This is a genomic window from Thauera sp. GDN1 (genome assembly GCF_029223545.1).
In the GTDB taxonomy this organism is placed as follows: Bacteria; Pseudomonadota; Gammaproteobacteria; order Burkholderiales; family Rhodocyclaceae; genus Thauera.
Genome location: NZ_CP097870.1, coordinates 591,399 through 608,799 on the forward strand (window position 1 = coordinate 591,399; position 17,401 = coordinate 608,799).

At 67.5% G+C, this 17,401-nt stretch carries 15 protein-coding genes and 1 rRNA gene; 7 read left to right on the forward strand and 9 right to left on the reverse strand.

All coding sequences use genetic code 11. From position 1 onward, the window contains the following. Window positions 1–3 precede the first annotated feature (3 nt). From CKCBHOJB_RS02595 to CKCBHOJB_RS02630, 8 genes are all read right to left on the reverse strand, one after another. Window positions 4–936 carry an energy transducer TonB gene (locus CKCBHOJB_RS02595; RefSeq protein WP_281050482.1) on the reverse strand — a complete coding sequence of 311 codons (933 nt, stop codon included), beginning with the start codon at window positions 934–936 and terminating at the stop codon, window positions 4–6. Between the two features lie 22 nt (window positions 937–958). Next, complete coding sequence (locus CKCBHOJB_RS02600) at window positions 959–2,866, reverse strand: RNB domain-containing ribonuclease (protein ID WP_281050483.1); 1,908 nt, start codon at window positions 2,864–2,866, stop codon at window positions 959–961. A gap of 126 nt (window positions 2,867–2,992) precedes the next feature. Then, on the reverse strand, window positions 2,993–3,868 hold the full coding sequence (gene rarD / locus CKCBHOJB_RS02605; protein ID WP_281051737.1) for an EamA family transporter RarD: 876 nt from the start codon (window positions 3,866–3,868) through the stop codon (window positions 2,993–2,995). A 193-nt stretch (window positions 3,869–4,061) separates the two neighbouring features. Then, entirely contained in the window at window positions 4,062–4,931 is an 870-nt protein-coding gene (locus tag CKCBHOJB_RS02610; RefSeq protein ID WP_281050484.1) for a methyltransferase domain-containing protein, read from the reverse strand. 16 nt (window positions 4,932–4,947) lie between these two features. Beyond that, window positions 4,948–5,544 (reverse strand): YqiA/YcfP family alpha/beta fold hydrolase, encoded by a 597-nt coding sequence (locus tag CKCBHOJB_RS02615; protein WP_281050485.1) that lies wholly within the window; start codon window positions 5,542–5,544, stop codon window positions 4,948–4,950. Window positions 5,545–5,557: 13 nt separating this feature from the next. Next, window positions 5,558–6,382 (reverse strand): undecaprenyl-diphosphate phosphatase, encoded by an 825-nt coding sequence (locus tag CKCBHOJB_RS02620; RefSeq protein ID WP_281050486.1) that lies wholly within the window; start codon window positions 6,380–6,382, stop codon window positions 5,558–5,560. Window positions 6,383–6,515: 133 nt separating this feature from the next. Next, the gene (locus CKCBHOJB_RS02625) at window positions 6,516–6,770 is read right to left on the reverse strand and encodes a YkgJ family cysteine cluster protein (RefSeq protein ID WP_281050487.1); all 255 of its coding nucleotides are present in this window, start codon (window positions 6,768–6,770) and stop codon (window positions 6,516–6,518) included. Between the two features lie 3 nt (window positions 6,771–6,773). Next, window positions 6,774–7,292, reverse strand: coding sequence for a DUF2478 domain-containing protein (locus CKCBHOJB_RS02630; RefSeq protein ID WP_281050488.1), 519 nt, complete (start codon window positions 7,290–7,292; stop codon window positions 6,774–6,776). Window positions 7,293–7,467: 175 nt separating this feature from the next. On the opposite strand from CKCBHOJB_RS02630, the gene hrpA reads away from it, so the two are divergent. Continuing rightward, entirely contained in the window at window positions 7,468–11,784 is a 4,317-nt protein-coding gene (hrpA, locus tag CKCBHOJB_RS02635) for an ATP-dependent RNA helicase HrpA (protein WP_281050489.1), read from the forward strand. 31 nt (window positions 11,785–11,815) lie between these two features. On the opposite strand, the gene CKCBHOJB_RS02640 is transcribed toward hrpA, so the two are convergent. Next, window positions 11,816–12,154: a hypothetical protein gene (locus tag CKCBHOJB_RS02640; RefSeq protein WP_281050490.1), complete on the reverse strand. Its 339-nt coding sequence runs from the start codon at window positions 12,152–12,154 to the stop codon at window positions 11,816–11,818. Between the two features lie 238 nt (window positions 12,155–12,392). Here CKCBHOJB_RS02640 and rpsF point away from each other — a divergent pair, with 238 nt between their 5' ends. The 6 genes from rpsF (at window position 12,393) to CKCBHOJB_RS02670 (ending at window position 17,341) form a co-directional block, all read left to right on the forward strand. Then, window positions 12,393–12,776 carry a 30S ribosomal protein S6 gene (gene rpsF, locus CKCBHOJB_RS02645; RefSeq protein ID WP_281050491.1) on the forward strand — a complete coding sequence of 128 codons (384 nt, stop codon included), beginning with the start codon at window positions 12,393–12,395 and terminating at the stop codon, window positions 12,774–12,776. A 43-nt stretch (window positions 12,777–12,819) separates the two neighbouring features. Continuing rightward, complete coding sequence (gene priB / locus CKCBHOJB_RS02650) at window positions 12,820–13,092, forward strand: primosomal replication protein N (protein ID WP_281050492.1); 273 nt, start codon at window positions 12,820–12,822, stop codon at window positions 13,090–13,092. A gap of 2 nt (window positions 13,093–13,094) precedes the next feature. After that, a complete protein-coding gene (gene rpsR / locus CKCBHOJB_RS02655; protein ID WP_133590273.1) occupies window positions 13,095–13,370 on the forward strand; it encodes a 30S ribosomal protein S18 in 276 nt (91 codons plus the stop codon). Window positions 13,371–13,385: 15 nt separating this feature from the next. Further along, window positions 13,386–13,835: a 50S ribosomal protein L9 gene (rplI, locus tag CKCBHOJB_RS02660; protein ID WP_281050493.1), complete on the forward strand. Its 450-nt coding sequence runs from the start codon at window positions 13,386–13,388 to the stop codon at window positions 13,833–13,835. A gap of 124 nt (window positions 13,836–13,959) precedes the next feature. Then, window positions 13,960–15,360 carry a replicative DNA helicase gene (dnaB, locus tag CKCBHOJB_RS02665; protein WP_281050494.1) on the forward strand — a complete coding sequence of 467 codons (1,401 nt, stop codon included), beginning with the start codon at window positions 13,960–13,962 and terminating at the stop codon, window positions 15,358–15,360. Window positions 15,361–15,802: 442 nt separating this feature from the next. Continuing rightward, a 16S ribosomal RNA gene (locus CKCBHOJB_RS02670) occupies window positions 15,803–17,341 on the forward strand. Window positions 17,342–17,401: the final 60 nt, after the last annotated feature.

Consider the following 17,401-nt stretch of genomic DNA (forward strand, 5'->3'; position numbering starts at 1 on the left):
GTTTCAGTAGGCGCGGACGCGGTCGCTGCGCTCGAACTTCCAGGTTCGGGTGATCTCGATGACGTCGTAGTCCTTGCGGATGTCCGGCGGGAAGGGGGCGTAGGGGGCCGCCATCTTCACGATTCGCACCGCGGCCTCGTCCAGCACCTTGTGGCCCGAGCTGCGCTGCACGCCGATCTTGTCCACCGTGCCGTCGGAGCGGATCGACACCGACAGCAGCAGGCTGCCGTAGAGCTTGCCGCGCGCGGCCTCGGGGTAGTTCAGCGTGCCCACGCGCTCGACCTTCTGCCTCCAGTCCTCGACGTACTGCGCGAAACGGTACTCCTGCGCGCGTGCGCCGATGAACTTCTTGCGCGGGCGCTTGGCCAGCTCCTGCAGGTTGCGGTCGATCTGGGCCTCGATGCGGGCGACCGCCGCGGCGCTGTCGAGCAGGTCCAGGCCGCTGAGCTGTGGTGCCGGTTCCGGTCGTGGCACCGGCTGCTCGACCTTCTTCGGTGCGGCGGCGACCTTGGCGGGGGCCTTGTCGCGGGTGACGAGCTGCTTCTGTTCGCGCACCGGCTCGGGCGTGCGGCGTTTGGCCTCGACCAGCGCATCGCCGTCCTGGCGCGTCGGCTGCGGCGGCAGCGGGGTGCTCGGGCGCACGTCCTGCTCGGTGTTGCCGCCACCGTCCGCATTGGCCTGGGCGAGGGCCTCGGGCTTGTCCGGCGCCTTGGCGTGGCGGGTGTTGACCAGCACCACCTCCAGGCCCTTGTCGCGTTTGGGCTTGCCTTCGGGCAGGCGGAACTGGATCAGCAGCAGCAGCCCGTGCAGGGTCAGCGAGATCGCGAACGCCGCCAGCAGCAGCGGCCCGCCGAAGCGGCGCAGGCGCCCGGCCACACTCCCCGTGCCCGCAGGCGCAAGGATCGGGGAGGCGGAGCGCGGAGCGGCCTGCGGCATGGCGGGAGCGGGCGCGGCGGGCTCAGGCGAAGCCGAAGCCGGCCTCGGTGACCGTCTCGGGATCGGGCTCGGACAGTATCGCCACGAAGCGCGCCTCGACCTCGACGTCGAGCAGGTCGGTGTGCTCGACGCAGAGCTTCACCCGGCTGCCGGGGATCTGCAGCGGCATCGACGGCACGCGGAAAACGAGCGGGATCTCGGTCAGGCGCACCACGTTCTCGCGCAGCACGACGGCCTCGACCTCGCCGCGGCCGTGCTGGCGCAGCCAGCGCAGGCACCAGTAGCGCTCCATGCCGCGCTGGAACTCGGCGTACTCGGCGTAGGTGAGCTCGAAGTCGCGCAGCGCCGCCATCAGGTCGGCGGACTTGGGCGCGAAGGCCGGTGCCGTATCCTGCAGCACGGCGACGATCTGCCACTGGTTGACCAGATCGACGTAGCGCCGCAGCGGCGAGCTCGACCACGCGTAGCAGTCCACGCCGAGGCCCTCGTGCGGCGCGGCGACCGTGGTCATGCGCACCTTGCCGCCGCCCTGGGCGCGGTACAGGCCGGGGATGCCCGAGGCGTCGAGCAGCTTGCCCCAGGTCATGTTGGCGTAGATCATCAGCTCGGCGACCAGCTTGTCCATCGGCGAGCCGCGCAGGCGGCGGCTGATGCTGACCCGGCCCGGGCCGTCGGCGGTCTCTTCGGTCCAGTCCACGCTGAAGCCGAAGTCGATGCGGTCCTCGTTGCCGCCGGCCTTGCCGCGCCCGGCCTCGAGCACGGTCGCGAGGTCCCACAGCAGGGACAGCTCCTGCTTCCACGCGAAGTCGGGCAGGCCGCTGTGCACGGTCTCGTCGTTGAACACCGGCTCGATGTCGTGGTGACGCAGGTTGGCGACGATCGGCACCATCTCGACCCGGCTGTGCTCGCCGACGATGGCCAGGCCGGGGGTCACGTCCAGGTACAGCGACACCGCCGGGCAGTCGCGGCCGGCGGCGAGCGTGAAGCCCTGCACCACCTCGTCGGGCAGCATGGTGATCTTGTTGCCCGGCATGTAAACGGTGGACAGCCGGCGGCGCGCGATCGCGTCCAGGCCGGAGCCGCGCGCGAAGCCGAGGGCCGGTGCGGCGATGTGGATGCCGATGCGCCAGCCGCCTTCGGCGCGCGGCGTGACCGAGAAGGCGTCGTCGATCTCGGTGGTCGAGGCGTCGTCGATCGAGAACGCGGCGACCTCGGCGCGCTGCAGGCCGGCCGGCATCGTCGCCGGCTCGAAGGCCGGAAATGCCGGCCCTTCCGGGAAGTGCTCGAACAGGAAGCGGTTGAAGTGGAAGTCGTAGCTGGAGGCGAGCGCGCCGCATTTGAGCAGCAGGCGCGCGGCCGACAGCCCGCTGTCCACGCAGGCGGCTTCGAGCGCCTTGATCTCGGGGCGGTTGCGGTCGGGGCGGTAGAGCGCCTGCGGCAGCAGCGCGGCGAGTTCGGGCGGCAGGCGGCCTTCGACCAGTTCCGCGCGCATGTGCTCGATGGCCGCCGCCTGCTGGCGCTTCTTCTCCAGGCCGGCGAGCGCGGCCTGGAGGATGTCGGCCGGCGCCTTGCGGAAGCGCCCCTTGCCCTTGCGGTGGAACCAGATCGGCGCCGAATGCAGGCGCAGCAGCAGGGCGGCGGACTCGACCGCGGTCGGCGTGCGGCCCTGGTATTCGGCGGCGAAGTCGGCGAAGGCGAATTCGTCGTCGCCGCACACTTCCCATAGGAATTCGACATCGAGTTCTTCGGCTCCCGCCTCGGCGCGGGCGAGCAGCTCGGACGGGCCGGGTTCGCGGAACTCCATCAGCACATGGGCGCGCTTGAGCTTCACCCGCTTGCCGTGGGTGTTCTCGACCTGCAGCGTGGCTTCGTTATCGGCGAGGATCGTGCCGGCCTTGAAGGCCCCGTCCTCTTCATACAGCACGAACATCGGCATCCGCCTGAAGAAAGCAAGCGCGCTAGTTTACTGGATTCGGGCCGCCCGCCCTATCGCCGGATGCGTCGATCTCGGCGCGCCTCCGGTCCGGCCGCGAGGCCGGGGCAGGGGGCGCCGCAGCTACCGAGCCCTGGTCGCCTTGCGTCCGGCGCGCAGCATGTCCACCGAGTAGAGCGCGAGCGCGAGCCAGATCAGCGCAAAACCGACGAGCTGGGTGGTGTCGAAGGGCTCGCGGAACAGCAGCACCGCGACCAGGAAGTTGAGGCTGGGGGCGATGTACTGCAGGAAGCCGACGGTGGCCAGCGGCAGCCGGCGCGCGCCGACCGCGAACATCATCAGCGGGACGGCGGTGATGACGCCGGTGAGTGGCAGCAGCCAGTCGGTGAGCCCACCGCCGCCGAAGGCCAGGCTGCCTTGCAGGTGCAGCAAGCCGAGCCAGGCGAGCGCGAGCGGGGCGACGAGCACGGTCTCGACGAACAGGCCACTGACCGCGTCGACCGGCGCACGTTTGCGCAGCAAGCCATAGAGTCCGAAGGTGCCGGCGAGGAAGAGCGGGATCCACGGCAGGCTGCCGAGCTGCCACACCCGCCAGCCGACGCCGGCGCAGGCGATCGCCACCGCCAGGGCCTGCAGCGGACGCAGGCGCTCGCCGAGAAAGAGCGCGCCGAGTGCGACGCTGACCAGCGGGTTGATGAAGTAGCCGAGGCTGGCTTCGAGCAGCCGGCCGGCATCGATCGACCAGATGAACACCAGCCAGTTGCTGCTGGTGAGCAGCGAGGTCAGCGCGAGCAGTGCGAGCAGCCGGGGTTGTTGCCACACGCGACGAACGCCCGCGAAGCCACCGGTGAAGGGCACGAAGGCGAGCAGGCCGGCGAGGAAGAGCGCGGACCAAAGTACGCGGTGGGCGACGATCTCGAACGGGGGCACGCTGCCCAACGCGCGGAAATACAGCGGGGCCAGCCCCCACACGACGAAGGCGAAGAGCGCGGCGAGCATGCCGTTGCGCACCGTGGTCGGGTCGGGTGCGGGTGGCGGCGTGATGGTCGCGGCTACGGTGGCGTGATGTGGCTGGGAGCGGGAGTCGGGCACGGAGTGGGGCAGGGGCGTGAATTGGGAGGCGAGGCGGATGCCCGCAGAAGGCGCGGCGCGCACCCGGCAGTCCGGCGCGCGTCGAGCGGCCGGGTGGGCGTCAGCCCGGGCGGCGCGCCGATGCGACCAGGGTGCGCGCCGGCATCAGATAGCCGCCGCGGCCGTCGTCGCAGCGATGCTCGGCGAGGTCCTCGACGACGGCGTTGCGCAACGCGGCCTGGGTCGCCTCGGGCAGGCGGCCGAGCGCTTCCGCGGCGCCGCCGGCGAGGTCGAGGAAAGCCTGCCAGTAGGCGTCGGCGTCGGCGAAGTGGCAGGCGAAGGCGCACGGCCGGATGTCGATGTCGACGAAGCCGGCAGCGGCGAGCGCGGTGGCGAGCGCATCCGGCTCGCCGTAGCGGAACACCGAGGGGCGCGCCACCTTGGGCGGGGGCAGCAGGCGGGCGATGGTGTCCTGGGCGCGGTGGATCAGCGGCACGGTCTCGCGTGCGCCCCACACCGACAGCGCCACCCGGCCGCCGGGCACCAGCACGCGGTGCATCTCGGCGAGTGCGCGCTCGGGGTGCGGGAAGATGAACAGCGCGAGGCCGGCGAGCACGCGGTCCATGCTGGCGTCGGCGAGGCACAGGTGTTCGGCGTCGGCCGCGGCGAAGCACGGGGTGTCGGCGTGCTCGCCGCAGCGGCGCGCGCCTTCGGCGAGCATGCCCTCGGCGATGTCGGTGGCGAGCACGGCGCCGCCCGGAGCGACGCGCCGCGCCGCCTGGCCGGCGAGCAGGCCGGGCCCGCTGGCGAGGTCGAGCACGCGCTGTCCGGGGGTGAGTGCGGCGGCCTCGAGCAGGGCTTCGGCGAGTTCGGCGCGCAGGTGGGCGCCGTCGGCGTAGCGCGCGGCGATGCGGTTGAAGCCGGCGCGTTCCATGGCCTTGAAGCGGCGGGCGTCGAAGCCGGGCTGGTCGGGATCGGTGGGGAGGCTCATCGGCTGCGCTCCGGGTTCAGGTGGACGCGGCGCGGGCGTCGCCCAAGCCGGCGTAGGCGATCACCGCGTCCAGGTAGTCGCCCCAGCGCGAGAAGCCGTGGTCGCCGCCTTCGAGCACGGTCTGGCGGGCGCCGGCGTATTTCGCCACTGCATGGCGGTAGTCGAGCACCTCGTCGCCGGTCTCCAGCAGCAGCCAGAAGCGTTCCGGCCGGGTGATCGTCGCCACCTCGATCGCGCGCAGCTCGTCGATGTGAGCGTGGGTGAATGCGAAGCGCTCGCCGGTGTACATGTTGTCCTGGGTGCCGACATAGGCCTCGAGCGAGAGCGGCGCGACCACCGCCGGATTGACCAGCACCGCGCGCAGGCCGTGGCGTTCGGCGAGCCAGGTGGCGTAGTAGCCGCCCAGCGAGCTGCCGACCACGGTGGGATCCAGCCCGGCGGTGCGGGCGCGCGCGATCTCGGCCTCGGCGAGCGCGATCGCCGCGCGCGGCGACACCGGGAGCTGTTCGCACCAGAAGCGGTCGGCGAGGCCGCGTTCGACCATGCGCGTCTTGAGCGCCTGCGCCTTGATCGAAGCCGGGGCGGAACGGAAGCCGTGCAGGTAGATGATCATCGTGCGTGCTCGATCAGGGTTCGGTCCATTCCACCCAGCCGAAGTACCAGGTCGCCAGCACGAAGATGCCGAAGGCGATGCGGTACCAGGCGAAGGCGATGAAGGTGTGGTTGGAGATGAACTTGATGAAGCTCTTCACCGCCCACATCGCGGCGACGAAGGAGGCGGCGAAGCCGACCGCGAACACCGGCAGGTCTTCCAGGCGCAGCAGCGCCCAGTTCTTGTACAGGTCGTAGGCGGTGGCGGCGAACATGGTCGGGATCGCCAGGAAGAAGGAGAACTCCGCCGCCGTCTTGCGCGACAGGCCGAAGATGACGCCGCCCATGATGGTCGCGCCCGAGCGCGAGGTGCCCGGGATCATCGCCAGCGCCTGGGCGAAGCCGACCTTGAGCGCGTCGGTCCAGCGCAGCTCGTCCACGTCGTCGATGCGCGGGTGATAGGCGCGCTTTTCCACGTACAGGATGACCAGGCCGCCCACCACCAGCGCGGTCGCCACCGTGATCGGGTTGAACAGCAGGCCCTTGATCGTGGAGTGGAACATCAGGCCGAGCACGGCCGCAGGCAGGAAGCCGATGAACAGCAGCCACACGAAGCGCTGCGCGCTCGGCTGCGTCGGCAGGCCGGTCGCGACCTTGATCAGGCGCTCGCGATAGTCCCAGCACACGGCGAGGATGGCGGCGAGCTGGATGACGATCTTGAACACCTTGCTGGTGTCGTCGTTGTAGCCGAGGAGGTCCCCGATGATGATCAGGTGGCCGGTGGAGGATACCGGCAGGAATTCGGTCAGGCCTTCGACGATGCCGAGGACGAGGGCGACGAGGAGGAGGGAGAGGTCCATGCGGCCGGGGAGCGGGGTGGGGAGGAGGCCGGATTATAGCGCCCGCGATGTTGCGCCGCAGGAACGATGCAGGATGGATGGCGGCGGCCGCGAACCGTACCGTGATCCCCGCCGCGCCTTGCTGACGGCCGACTCAGCCCGAGGTCAGCGCCTCGAGTCTGTCGAGATAACGCAGCGCGTGCGCGCGATCGTCGCCGCACATCTCCGGGGAGGGCTTCAGGCTGGCGCAGACCGCGGGCCGGCGCGGGTCGCCGAACAGGCGGCAACGGTCGGCTTCGTCGAGCTGGATGCAGCGCATGCCGGCCGGCTTGCCCTGCGCCATGCCGGGGATCGGCGAGGAGATCGAGGGCGCGATACAGCAGGCGGCGCAGCCGGGGCGACAGTCCACGACTCAGCCCTGCGCCTGCAGTTGCGACCACCAGAGCAGGATGGCGTCGAGGGTGGGCGGCAGCAGCGCGCCCTCGTTCCCGGTGAATGCCTTCCACTCGGGCAGGAAGCGCTCGCCCACCGCTGTCAGCAGCGGCACGCCGGCCATCACCGTCTCGCCCATCTCGTCGCGCAGGCCGGCGCCGGAAACTTCCTGGGCGCCGAACTTGTTGATGATGACCAGATCGACGCCGCGCCCGATCGCGCCGCGCACTGCCATCGAGCCGCGCGCGAGCGCGTCCGGATCGACCCGGCACGACACCGAGCCGCGGCCGAGTTCCTGCGACAGCGGGATGCTCTCGCCGGTCTCCAGGTTCTCGAGTTCCATCGCGCACGGGTCGTCGATCACGCTGGCGATGTCGTGCTGAAGCACGCCGCCGAGCCTGACGCCGCGGGCGGCCAGTTCGCGCGCGGCGCGGGCGAGCAGGGCCTCGATGTTGTCGGTGGGCTTGTAGACGACGGCGGCGATGGCGTGGGCGGACATGATCGGGCTCGGCGGATCGGGAGACGCCGGGTATTGTCGCACCGCAGGCGCTGCCCGGGAGACTCCGCGTGCAGGCACCGGCGGGCCGCTGATCGTCGCTGCGGACCGATGCGGGCGGGTGTTCTCGTCCGCGCCCTGCGATAATGCGCGGCTCGACGAACCCGACCATGGATCCATGAGGGCTGAACACCGGGGCGCGCGCCGCCCGTCCGACCTGCCGAATTTCGACGATTGCCTGAGCGCCGACCGCCCGCGCCTGCGCCGCATGGCGCGCGACCTGGCGCGCGCCGGCGCGGATGGGCGCCGCGCCCGCGACGCGGCTCCGGCCAGCACGGGCGCGGGCGGGGCCGCGTCGCGCAGCGAGCGCCTGCAGGCGGACTTCGAGGCGCTCCGCGCACGCTCGCGCGCCGCGCTGGCCGCCCGCCGCGCGGCGCTTCCGGTGCCGGACTTTCCGCCCGAGCTGCCGGTGTCCGCGCGCCGCGACGAGATCGCCGAGGCCATGGCGGCGCACCAGGTGATCATCGTCTGCGGCGAGACGGGCTCGGGCAAGACCACCCAGTTGCCCAAGATCGCGCTGACGCTCGGCCGCGGCGTCGCCGGCCTCATCGGCCACACCCAGCCGCGGCGGCTGGCCGCGCGCGCCACCGCGAGCCGCATCGCGCAGGAGCTCAAGAGCCCGCTCGGCGAGGTCGTGGGCTACAAGATCCGCTTCACCGACAAGACCGGCGAGCGCAGCCACGTCAAGCTGATGACCGACGGCATCCTGCTCGCCGAGACCCAGACCGACCCGCTGCTGGCCGCCTACGACACCCTGATCATCGACGAGGCGCATGAGCGCAGCCTCAACATCGACTTCCTGCTCGGCTACCTGAAGACCCTGCTGCCGCGCCGGCCGGACCTGAAGGTGGTGGTGACCTCGGCGACGCTCGATGCCGAGCGCTTCGCCAGGCATTTTGCCGATGCCGCTGGCAAGCCGGCGCCGGTGATCGAGGTGTCCGGCCGGCTGTATCCGATCGAGATGCGCTACCGGCCGGTGGAGAGCGAGGTGCTCGATCCAGCCGCGGCCGCGCGCGGCGCCGCGAAGGGTGGCAGGGATTCCGCAAAGGACAGGAGCCGCGACCTCATGGACGCCCTCGTCGACGCGGTCGACGAGGCGCAGCGCTGCGGCCCCGGCGACGTGCTGGTCTTCCTGCCCGGCGAGCGCGAGATCCGCGAGGCCGCCGAGGCGCTGAGGAAGGCCCACCACCTGCCCGGCACCGAGATCCTGCCGCTGTTCGCGCGCCAGTCGGCGCAGGAGCAGGCGCGCGTGTTCTCGCCCTCCAGCGGGCGCCGGGTGGTGCTGTCGACCAACGTCGCCGAGACCTCGCTGACAGTGCCGGGCATCCGCTATGTGGTCGATACCGGCCTGGCGCGCATCAAGCGCTATTCGCCGCGCAACAAGGTCGAGCAGCTGCAGGTGGAGAAGATCGCGCAATCGGCCGCACAGCAGCGCGCCGGGCGCTGCGGGCGGGTGATGGACGGCATCTGCATCCGCCTGTACGACGAGGACGACTTCAATCGTCGTCAGCCGCACACCGATCCGGAGATCCTGCGCTCGTCGCTCGCCGGCGTGATCCTGCGCATGAAGGCCTTGAGGCTCGGCGCGGTGGAGGATTTTCCCTTCATCGATGCGCCCGGCTCGCGCCTGATCGGCGACGGCTACGCGCTGCTCGCCGAGCTGGGGGCGGTCAGCGACGACGACGAGCGCAAGCTCACCCCGATCGGGGTCGAGCTCGCCAAGCTGCCGCTCGATCCGCGCATCGGCCGCATGATCCTCGCCGCGCGCGACCGGGGGGCGCTCGCCGAGCTGCTGGTGATCGCCGCTGCGCTGTCGGTGCAGGACCCGCGCGAGCGTCCGCAGGACAGCCCCGGTGCCGCCGACCAGGCGCATGCGAAGTTCCGTGGCGGCGAGCAGGACCAGAAGTCCGAGTTCCTGTGGTACTGGCACCTGTGGAAGGCCTGGGACGAGGTACAGCGCCACGAGTCGTCCAGCAAGCAGAAGGCCTGGTGCAAGAAGCACTTCCTCAACTACATGCGCATGCGCGAGTGGCGCGATGTGTTCACCCAGCTGCATTCGCTATGTGCGGAGCACGGCTGGAGGGAAAACGAACAGCCGGCGAACTACGAGGCCATCCACAAGGCGCTGCTGGCCGGCCTGCTCGGAAACATCGGCTGCAAGGTGGACGATGCTTCGGGCCCGCAGGCGGGTTCGTACCTGGGCGCGCGCGGCATCAAGTTCTGGCCGCACCCGGGCTCGGCGCTGGCGAAGAAGGCGGGCAAGTGGATCATGGCCGCCGAGCAGGTCGAGACCTCGCGCCTGTTCGGGCGCTGCATCGCGCGCATCGAGCCGGAGTGGGTGGAGGAGGTCGGCGGCCACCTGGTCAAGCGCCAGGTGTTCGAGCCGCACTGGTCGAAGTCCTCCGGCGCGGTGCGCGCCTGGGAGCGCGGCACGCTGTACGGCCTGGTGATCTACCCGCGCCGCGGCGTGGCCTACCGCGACATCGACCCGGCGCTTTGTCGCGAGCTCTTCATCCGCGAGGGCCTGGTGCAGGGCGAGATCGCGGAGGGGCCGGCGCGTGCGATGGCCTTCCTCGCCCACAACCAGCGCCTGGTGGCGGAGATCGAGCGCCTGGAGCACAAGTCGCGCCGCCCCGACGTGCTGGTGGACGAGACGTTGATCGAGGCTTTCTACGACAGCAAGCTGCCCGCGGACGTGTGCGACGTCGCCGGCCTGGAGGCCTGGCGCAAGGCGGCCGAGAAGGCCGAACCGAAGCTGCTGTACCTGTCGCGCGAGCAGTTGATGCGCCACGAGGCCGAGGGTGTCACCACCGACCGCTTCCCGCCTGCGCTGGAGGTGCTCGGGCAGAAGTTGAAGCTGACTTATCTGCACCAGCCCGGCGAGGCCGACGATGGCGTGACGCTCGCGGTGCCGCTGGCCATGCTCAACCAGATCCCCGCCAACCGCTGCGAATGGCTGGTGCCCGGCCTGCTGGAAGAGAAGGTCGCGGCGCTGATGAAGACCGTGCCGCAGAAGCATCGCCACCGCCTGCAGCCGGTGGCCGAGAGTGCGGCGGCCTTCATGGCGGCGTTCGAGGCCGGCGAGTTCGATACCGACGAGCCGCTGCTGAAGATGCTGCAGCGCTTCGTCGAGGAGCGCGTGCAGCTGAAGTTGCCGCTGGAGAGCTTCCGCGCCGAGAACCTCAAGGCGCACTGCTTCATGAACTTCCGCGTCATCGACGAGCACGGCCGGGTGATGGGGCAGTCGCGCAACCTGATGGAGTTGCGCGCGCGCTTTCGCGAGCAGGTGGCGGCGCGCTTCTCCGCGGCGAAGATCGGCGGCGCGCTGGCGGGGGCCTTGTCGAGCGCTGGCGTGGCGAGCGCCGCCGGGGCTGGACGCACGGCGCCGGGGCAGGGGGGAGCTGCGCGTGCGCCGGGCTCGGTCGGCGCCGGTACGGGCGGGCCGTCCGGTGCGGGGCATCGCGAAGCGGAGTCGGCGGGCGCCGTGGCCCGCTCGGGAAAGGGCGGCGCGGTCAGGAACGGTGGACGTCCGGATGCGGGTGCTCAGTTGGCGGGCGCCGCCGTGGAGGCGCCGGCGCAGGTCCTGTCCGGTTTCACCGCCTGGACTTTCGGCGCCTTGCCCGAGCTGCTCGAGGTGCGCGTCGCCGGCCGCGAGGTGATCGGTTTTCCGGCGCTGCACGATGAAGGCGACAGCGTGTCGCTACGCCCCTACGACACGCCGGAAGAGGCGGCGCGCGTACATCGTCGTGGTCTCGCCCGCCTGTTCGCGCTCAACCTCAAGGACCAGGTGCGCGCGGTCGAGCGCCTGCCCGGCCTGCGCGAGCTTGCACTGCAATACATGAGCTTCGGCACCGAGGCCGAACTGAAGGCCCGTCTGGTCGAGGCGACGCTGAACCGCTGCTGCCTGCTGGAGCCGCTCCCCACGGACGCCGATGCGTTCGCGAAGCGCTGTGCGGAAGCCAAGACCCGGGTGAGCCTGGTCGCGCAGGAGTTCATGCGCCTGGCCGGCCAGCTGCTCGCCGAGCATGGTGCATTGCAGAAACGCCTTTCGGGCCTCAAGACCTTCCCCGAGGTGGTGGCCGACATCCAGGTCCAGCTCTCCATGCTGCTGCCGAAGGACTTCCTGGTCGCGTTCCCGTGGGAAAGGCTGGCGCATTTCCCGCGTTACCTGAAGGGGGCGTCGGTGCGTCTGGACAAACTTCGCAACAATCCTGCGCGTGATGCGCAGGCCATGGGCGAGTGGAAGGCACTTGCCCAGGCCTGGGAGCGCGAGCGCCTCGCGCGTCGGCGCGCCGGGATCGAGGACCCCGCACTGGAGGAATTCCGCTGGCTGCTGGAAGAACTGCGCGTCGGGCTTTATGCGCAGGAACTGAAGACGCCGATGCCGGTGTCGGTCAAGCGGCTGCAGAAGATCTGGGAAAGCCGCCCGCGTTGACGGGCGGCGGGCCTGGACGGTCGCGAGCCGATCAGCGCAGCGGGATCACCAGCGGCGGGATGTCCACGCCGATCACCACCGCGGGCGAGCGGCTGTAGCTGTAGGAGCGATAAGGGCGCTCGTAGTAGTGGTGGTGGACCACCGGCTCGCGGTAGTAGCGCGGGCGTTCGCGGATGATGACCTTCTCGCGGTAAACGGTGCGCTCGTCCCAGTGGCGACGATGCTTGTGGTCGTGCTTGTAGTGATGCTTCTGATGGCCCCAGTGCGGGCCGCGATCACCTCGGTCGGCATGTGCGGCAGGTGCGGCAACGGCAAGGATTCCGCCGCACACCAGGGCGGTGACGATCTTGCGGGTCAGGGTGGTGTTCATGGTCTGCCTCGTTCGTGTTGTCGTTGCAGGGGCGTGGCCCTGTCGATTTCGATAGTAGGCGAGCCGGCATCGAGAGGCAGTCGCAGAGTGTAAGCGGGCTTTTGTAGCGGTGCGTCCGCTCGCCGGTGCTTGAGGGTGTTCTTTGATTTCTCGGACTTTCTTGTTATATTGACCGGCTTCCCTTGCTCCACCGGACCGCATGCCGGGGGGCTGCAACAACCAACCGCAAGGAGTTTGCATGCGACATTATGAAATCGTATTCATCGTGCACCCGGACCAGTCCGAGCAGGTGCCGGCGATGGTCGAGCGCTACAAGTCCATCGTGACGGCTCGCAACGGCCAGATCCACCGCCTGGAAGACTGGGGGCGCCGCCAGATGGCCTACCCGATCCAGAAGGTGCACAAGGCCCACTACGTGCTGATGAACATCGAGTGCGACGGCGAGACGCTGGCCGAGCTCGAGCACTCGTTCAAGTTCAACGACGCCGTGCTCCGTCACCTCACCATCAAGATGAAGAAGGCCGTCACCACGCCTTCGCCGATGATGAAGGAAGAGAAGTCGCGCTCGCTGAGCACCGCTTCCGAAGACAAGCCGGCCGACAGCGAAGCCGCTGCCGCCTGAGGTGCCTGAGCCGGGTCTGAACGAACTGCGCCTCGATGCGCGCGTGGCCGAATTGCTGCCGCTGCGTCGAACCCCTGCCGGTGTGCCGATCGCAAGTTGCGTGCTGGTACACGAATCGAAACAGTTCGAAGCGGGATTGAGCCGCGATGTTTCGGTGGAAGTGCAGGCGGTGGCGTTGGGCGATCTGGCGGCGGTGCTGACTGCGGCGGTTCCGGGTAGTGCGCTGCGCGCCACCGGATTCCTCGCTGCAAAGAGCCTGCGCAGCCGAACCCCGGTTCTGCATCTGAACACTATCGAATTTCTCGAAGGAAACTGAAAATGGCCTTCAAGCCGAAATCCAAGTTCAAGAAGAAGGACGACCGTGGCGGTCGTGGTCTGTTCAAGCGTCGCAAGTTCTGCCGCTTCACCGCGGAGAAGGTCGAGGAAGTCGACTACAAGGACGTCGACGTGCTGAAGGACTTCATCACCGAAAACGCCAAGATCATGCCGGCCCGCATCACCGGCACCAAGGCCGGTTACCAGCGCCAGCTGTCGGTCGCCGTCAAGCGCGCCCGCTTCCTGGCCCTGATGCCCTACACCGACCTGCACCAGTAAGAGGAGAACGGAAACATGCAGATCATTCTTCTCGAGAAGGTCGTGAACCTCGGTGGTCTCGGCGACGTGGTCAAGGTCAAGGACGGCTACGCCCGCAACTACCTGATCCCGCAAGGCAAGGCCAAGCGTGCCACCCAGGCCAACCTGGCCGAGTTCGAAGCTCGTCGCGCCGAGCTCGAGCGCGCCCAGGCCGAAAAGCTCACCGCCGCTCAGGAGCTGGCGGGTAAGCTGGAAGGCGTCAGCGTCGAAGTCGCCCGCAAGGCCGGTATGGACGGCCGCCTGTTCGGTTCTGTCGGCAATGCCGACATCGCCGAGGCGCTTGCCGCAAAGGGTTTCGACATCGAGCGTTCCGCCATCCGCATGCCGGAAGGCCCGCTCAAGCAAGTCGGCGAGACCCAGCTCGAAGTTTCGCTGCACGCCGACGTGCTGGCCAACATCACCGTCGTGGTGGCGGCCGAGCAGTAATCTCTCGCTCGCGAGTAGAAGCAAGAAAGGGCTGCCGGGTGCAGCCCTTTTTTACTTTGTGCGCGCCCTTTCGTCTTCCGGCCTGTCGCTACAATGGCGCATTGAGGCATAGATGGTGTTCCCGATGAGTTCCGCGCCCTCCCGGTTTTCCGATTTTCCTGCCGATCCGCAGATCTCGCAGATCAAGCTGCCGCCGCATTCGCTGGAGGCGGAGCAGTCGCTGATCGGCGGCATCCTGCTCGACAACCAGGCCTGGGAGCGGATCGCGGACCTGGTGAATGAAGCGGATTTCTATCGCGACGACCACCGCCGCATCTACCGCCACATCACCAAGCTGGTCGATCAGGGGCGGCCGGCTGACGTCGTCACCGTATTCGAGTCGCTGGAGAAGAACGGCGAGGCCGAGCAGGCTGGCGGCCTGGCCTATATCGCCGAGATCGCCAACAACACGCCCTCGGCGGCCAACATCCGGCGCTACGCCGAGATCGTGCGCGAGCGCGCCATCCTGCGCAAGCTGGTGGCGGTGGGTGATGAGATCGCCGCGAGCGCGCTCAGTCCCTCCGGCAAGGATGCCAAGGCGCTGCTGGACGAGGCGGAGGCCAAGGTGTTCGAGATCGCCGAGGCGGGTGCGCGCCATGCGAGCGGCTTCGTGTCGATCCAGCCCATCCTGAAACAGGTGGTGGATCGGGTGCAGGAGCTCTACGATCGCGACAATCCCTCCGAGGTGACGGGCGTGCCCACCGGCCTGGTCGACCTGGATGACAAGACCTCCGGCCTGCAGCCTTCGGACATGATCATCGTCGCCGGTCGCCCGGCGATGGGCAAGACGACCTTTGCCCTCAACCTCGCCGAGCACATCGCGATCGAGCAGCGCTTGCCGGTGGCGATCTTTTCGATGGAAATGCCGGGCACCCAGCTCGCGACGCGTTTCATCTCCTCGGTCGGCCGCATCGACATGCAGAAGATCCGCAGCGGCCGGCTGACCGACGACGACTGGCAGCGGCTGACGATGGCGATGGGCAAGCTCTACGACGCGCCACTGTTCATCGACGAGACTCCGGGCCTCAATCCGATCGACCTGCGTGCGCGTGCCCGCCGGCTGGCGCGCCAGTGCGGCAAGCTGGGCCTGATCGTGATCGACTACCTGCAGCTGATGAGTGGTACCCGCGAAGGCGACAACCGCGCTTCCGAGCTGTCAGAGATCTCGCGCTCGGTGAAGTCGCTGGCCAAGGAGCTGAATGTGCCGATCATGGCTCTATCCCAGCTCAACCGCAGTCTCGAGCAGCGCCCCAACAAGCGCCCGGTGATGTCCGACCTGCGCGAATCGGGTGCCATCGAGCAGGACGCGGACATCATCATGTTCATCTACCGCGACGAGGTGTACAACCCCGACTCCCCGGACAAGGGAACGGCGGAGCTGATCATCGGCAAGCACCGTAACGGTCCGACGGGGACGGTCCGCCTGACCTTCATTGGCGAGAACACGCGCTTCGAGAACTACGCAGCCGCGCCCGGCATGTATTGAGCCGGGCTCCTGGTGGGGGTGGCGGTTCGGCGGTGATTCCCACGGCCCCGCTGCTTATCGCCTGATAGATTTTTCATCTTTCGATTGTTGTTGACGCGTTTTTTTTGATGTCTATAATGCGCAGCTCTTCGGCGCTGCGGCGGTTTCTACGGAAGCGGAGTGGTGCGGAAGGCGAGGGGTGGAGTGGGTGCTTTGGGGTCTTTTGTTTCGGTGTTGAGCCGGGGCGGTTGGAAAAAAGATTCTCGAGGTGCTTGACAGCGAAATCGAAGTTGATCATAATTTCGCCTCTCTGCTGCAGCGAATGCGGCGCTCTTTAAAAAGTTGAACAACCGATAAGTGTGGGTGCTTGGTGGTTGTGGTCGGATCGTTTCGGCGATTTGGTTTCACAATGATTAGGTGCTCATGCTGATGTAAGTCAGTTATTTGAGTACTTTGCTGGATTGAACTTAAGAGTTTGATCCTGGCTCAGATTGAACGCTGGCGGCATGCTTTACACATGCAAGTCGAACGGCAGCGGGGGCTTCGGCCTGCCGGCGAGTGGCGAACGGGTGAGTAATGCATCGGAACGTGCCCATGTCGTGGGGGATAACGTATCGAAAGGTACGCTAATACCGCATACGCCCTGAGGGGGAAAGCGGGGGATTCTTTGGAACCTCGCGCGATTGGAGCGGCCGATGTCGGATTAGCTAGTAGGTGAGGTAAAGGCTCACCTAGGCGACGATCCGTAGCGGGTCTGAGAGGATGATCCGCCACACTGGGACTGAGACACGGCCCAGACTCCTACGGGAGGCAGCAGTGGGGAATTTTGGACAATGGGCGCAAGCCTGATCCAGCCATGCCGCGTGAGTGAAGAAGGCCTTCGGGTTGTAAAGCTCTTTCGGCCGGGAAGAAATCGCGCGCTCTAACATAGCGCGTGGATGACGGTACCGGACTAAGAAGCACCGGCTAACTACGTGCCAGCAGCCGCGGTAATACGTAGGGTGCGAGCGTTAATCGGAATTACTGGGCGTAAAGCGTGCGCAGGCGGTTTTGTAAGACAGATGTGAAATCCCCGGGCTTAACCTGGGAACTGCGTTTGTGACTGCAAGGCTAGAGTACGGCAGAGGGGGGTGGAATTCCTGGTGTAGCAGTGAAATGCGTAGAGATCAGGAGGAACACCGATGGCGAAGGCAGCCCCCTGGGCCTGTACTGACGCTCATGCACGAAAGCGTGGGGAGCAAACAGGATTAGATACCCTGGTAGTCCACGCCCTAAACGATGTCGACTAGTCGTTCGGAGCAGCAATGCACTGAGTGACGCAGCTAACGCGTGAAGTCGACCGCCTGGGGAGTACGGCCGCAAGGTTAAAACTCAAAGGAATTGACGGGGACCCGCACAAGCGGTGGATGATGTGGATTAATTCGATGCAACGCGAAAAACCTTACCTACCCTTGACATGTCTGGAACCTTGCTGAGAGGCGAGGGTGCCTTCGGGAGCCAGAACACAGGTGCTGCATGGCTGTCGTCAGCTCGTGTCGTGAGATGTTGGGTTAAGTCCCGCAACGAGCGCAACCCTTGTCACTAGTTGCCATCATTTAGTTGGGCACTCTAGTGAGACTGCCGGTGACAAACCGGAGGAAGGTGGGGATGACGTCAAGTCCTCATGGCCCTTATGGGTAGGGCTTCACACGTCATACAATGGTCGGTACAGAGGGTTGCCAAGCCGCGAGGTGGAGCCAATCCCTTAAAGCCGATCGTAGTCCGGATCGTAGTCTGCAACTCGACTACGTGAAGTCGGAATCGCTAGTAATCGCAGATCAGCATGCTGCGGTGAATACGTTCCCGGGTCTTGTACACACCGCCCGTCACACCATGGGAGTGGGTTTCACCAGAAGTAGGTAGCTTAACCTTCGGGAGGGCGCTTACCACGGTGAGATTCATGACTGGGGTGAAGTCGTAACAAGGTAGCCGTATCGGAAGGTGCGGCTGGATCACCTCCTTTCAAGAGAACAGGCCACTGTTCCATCAAGTATCCACAACTTATCGGTTGTTCAGGCGAAGA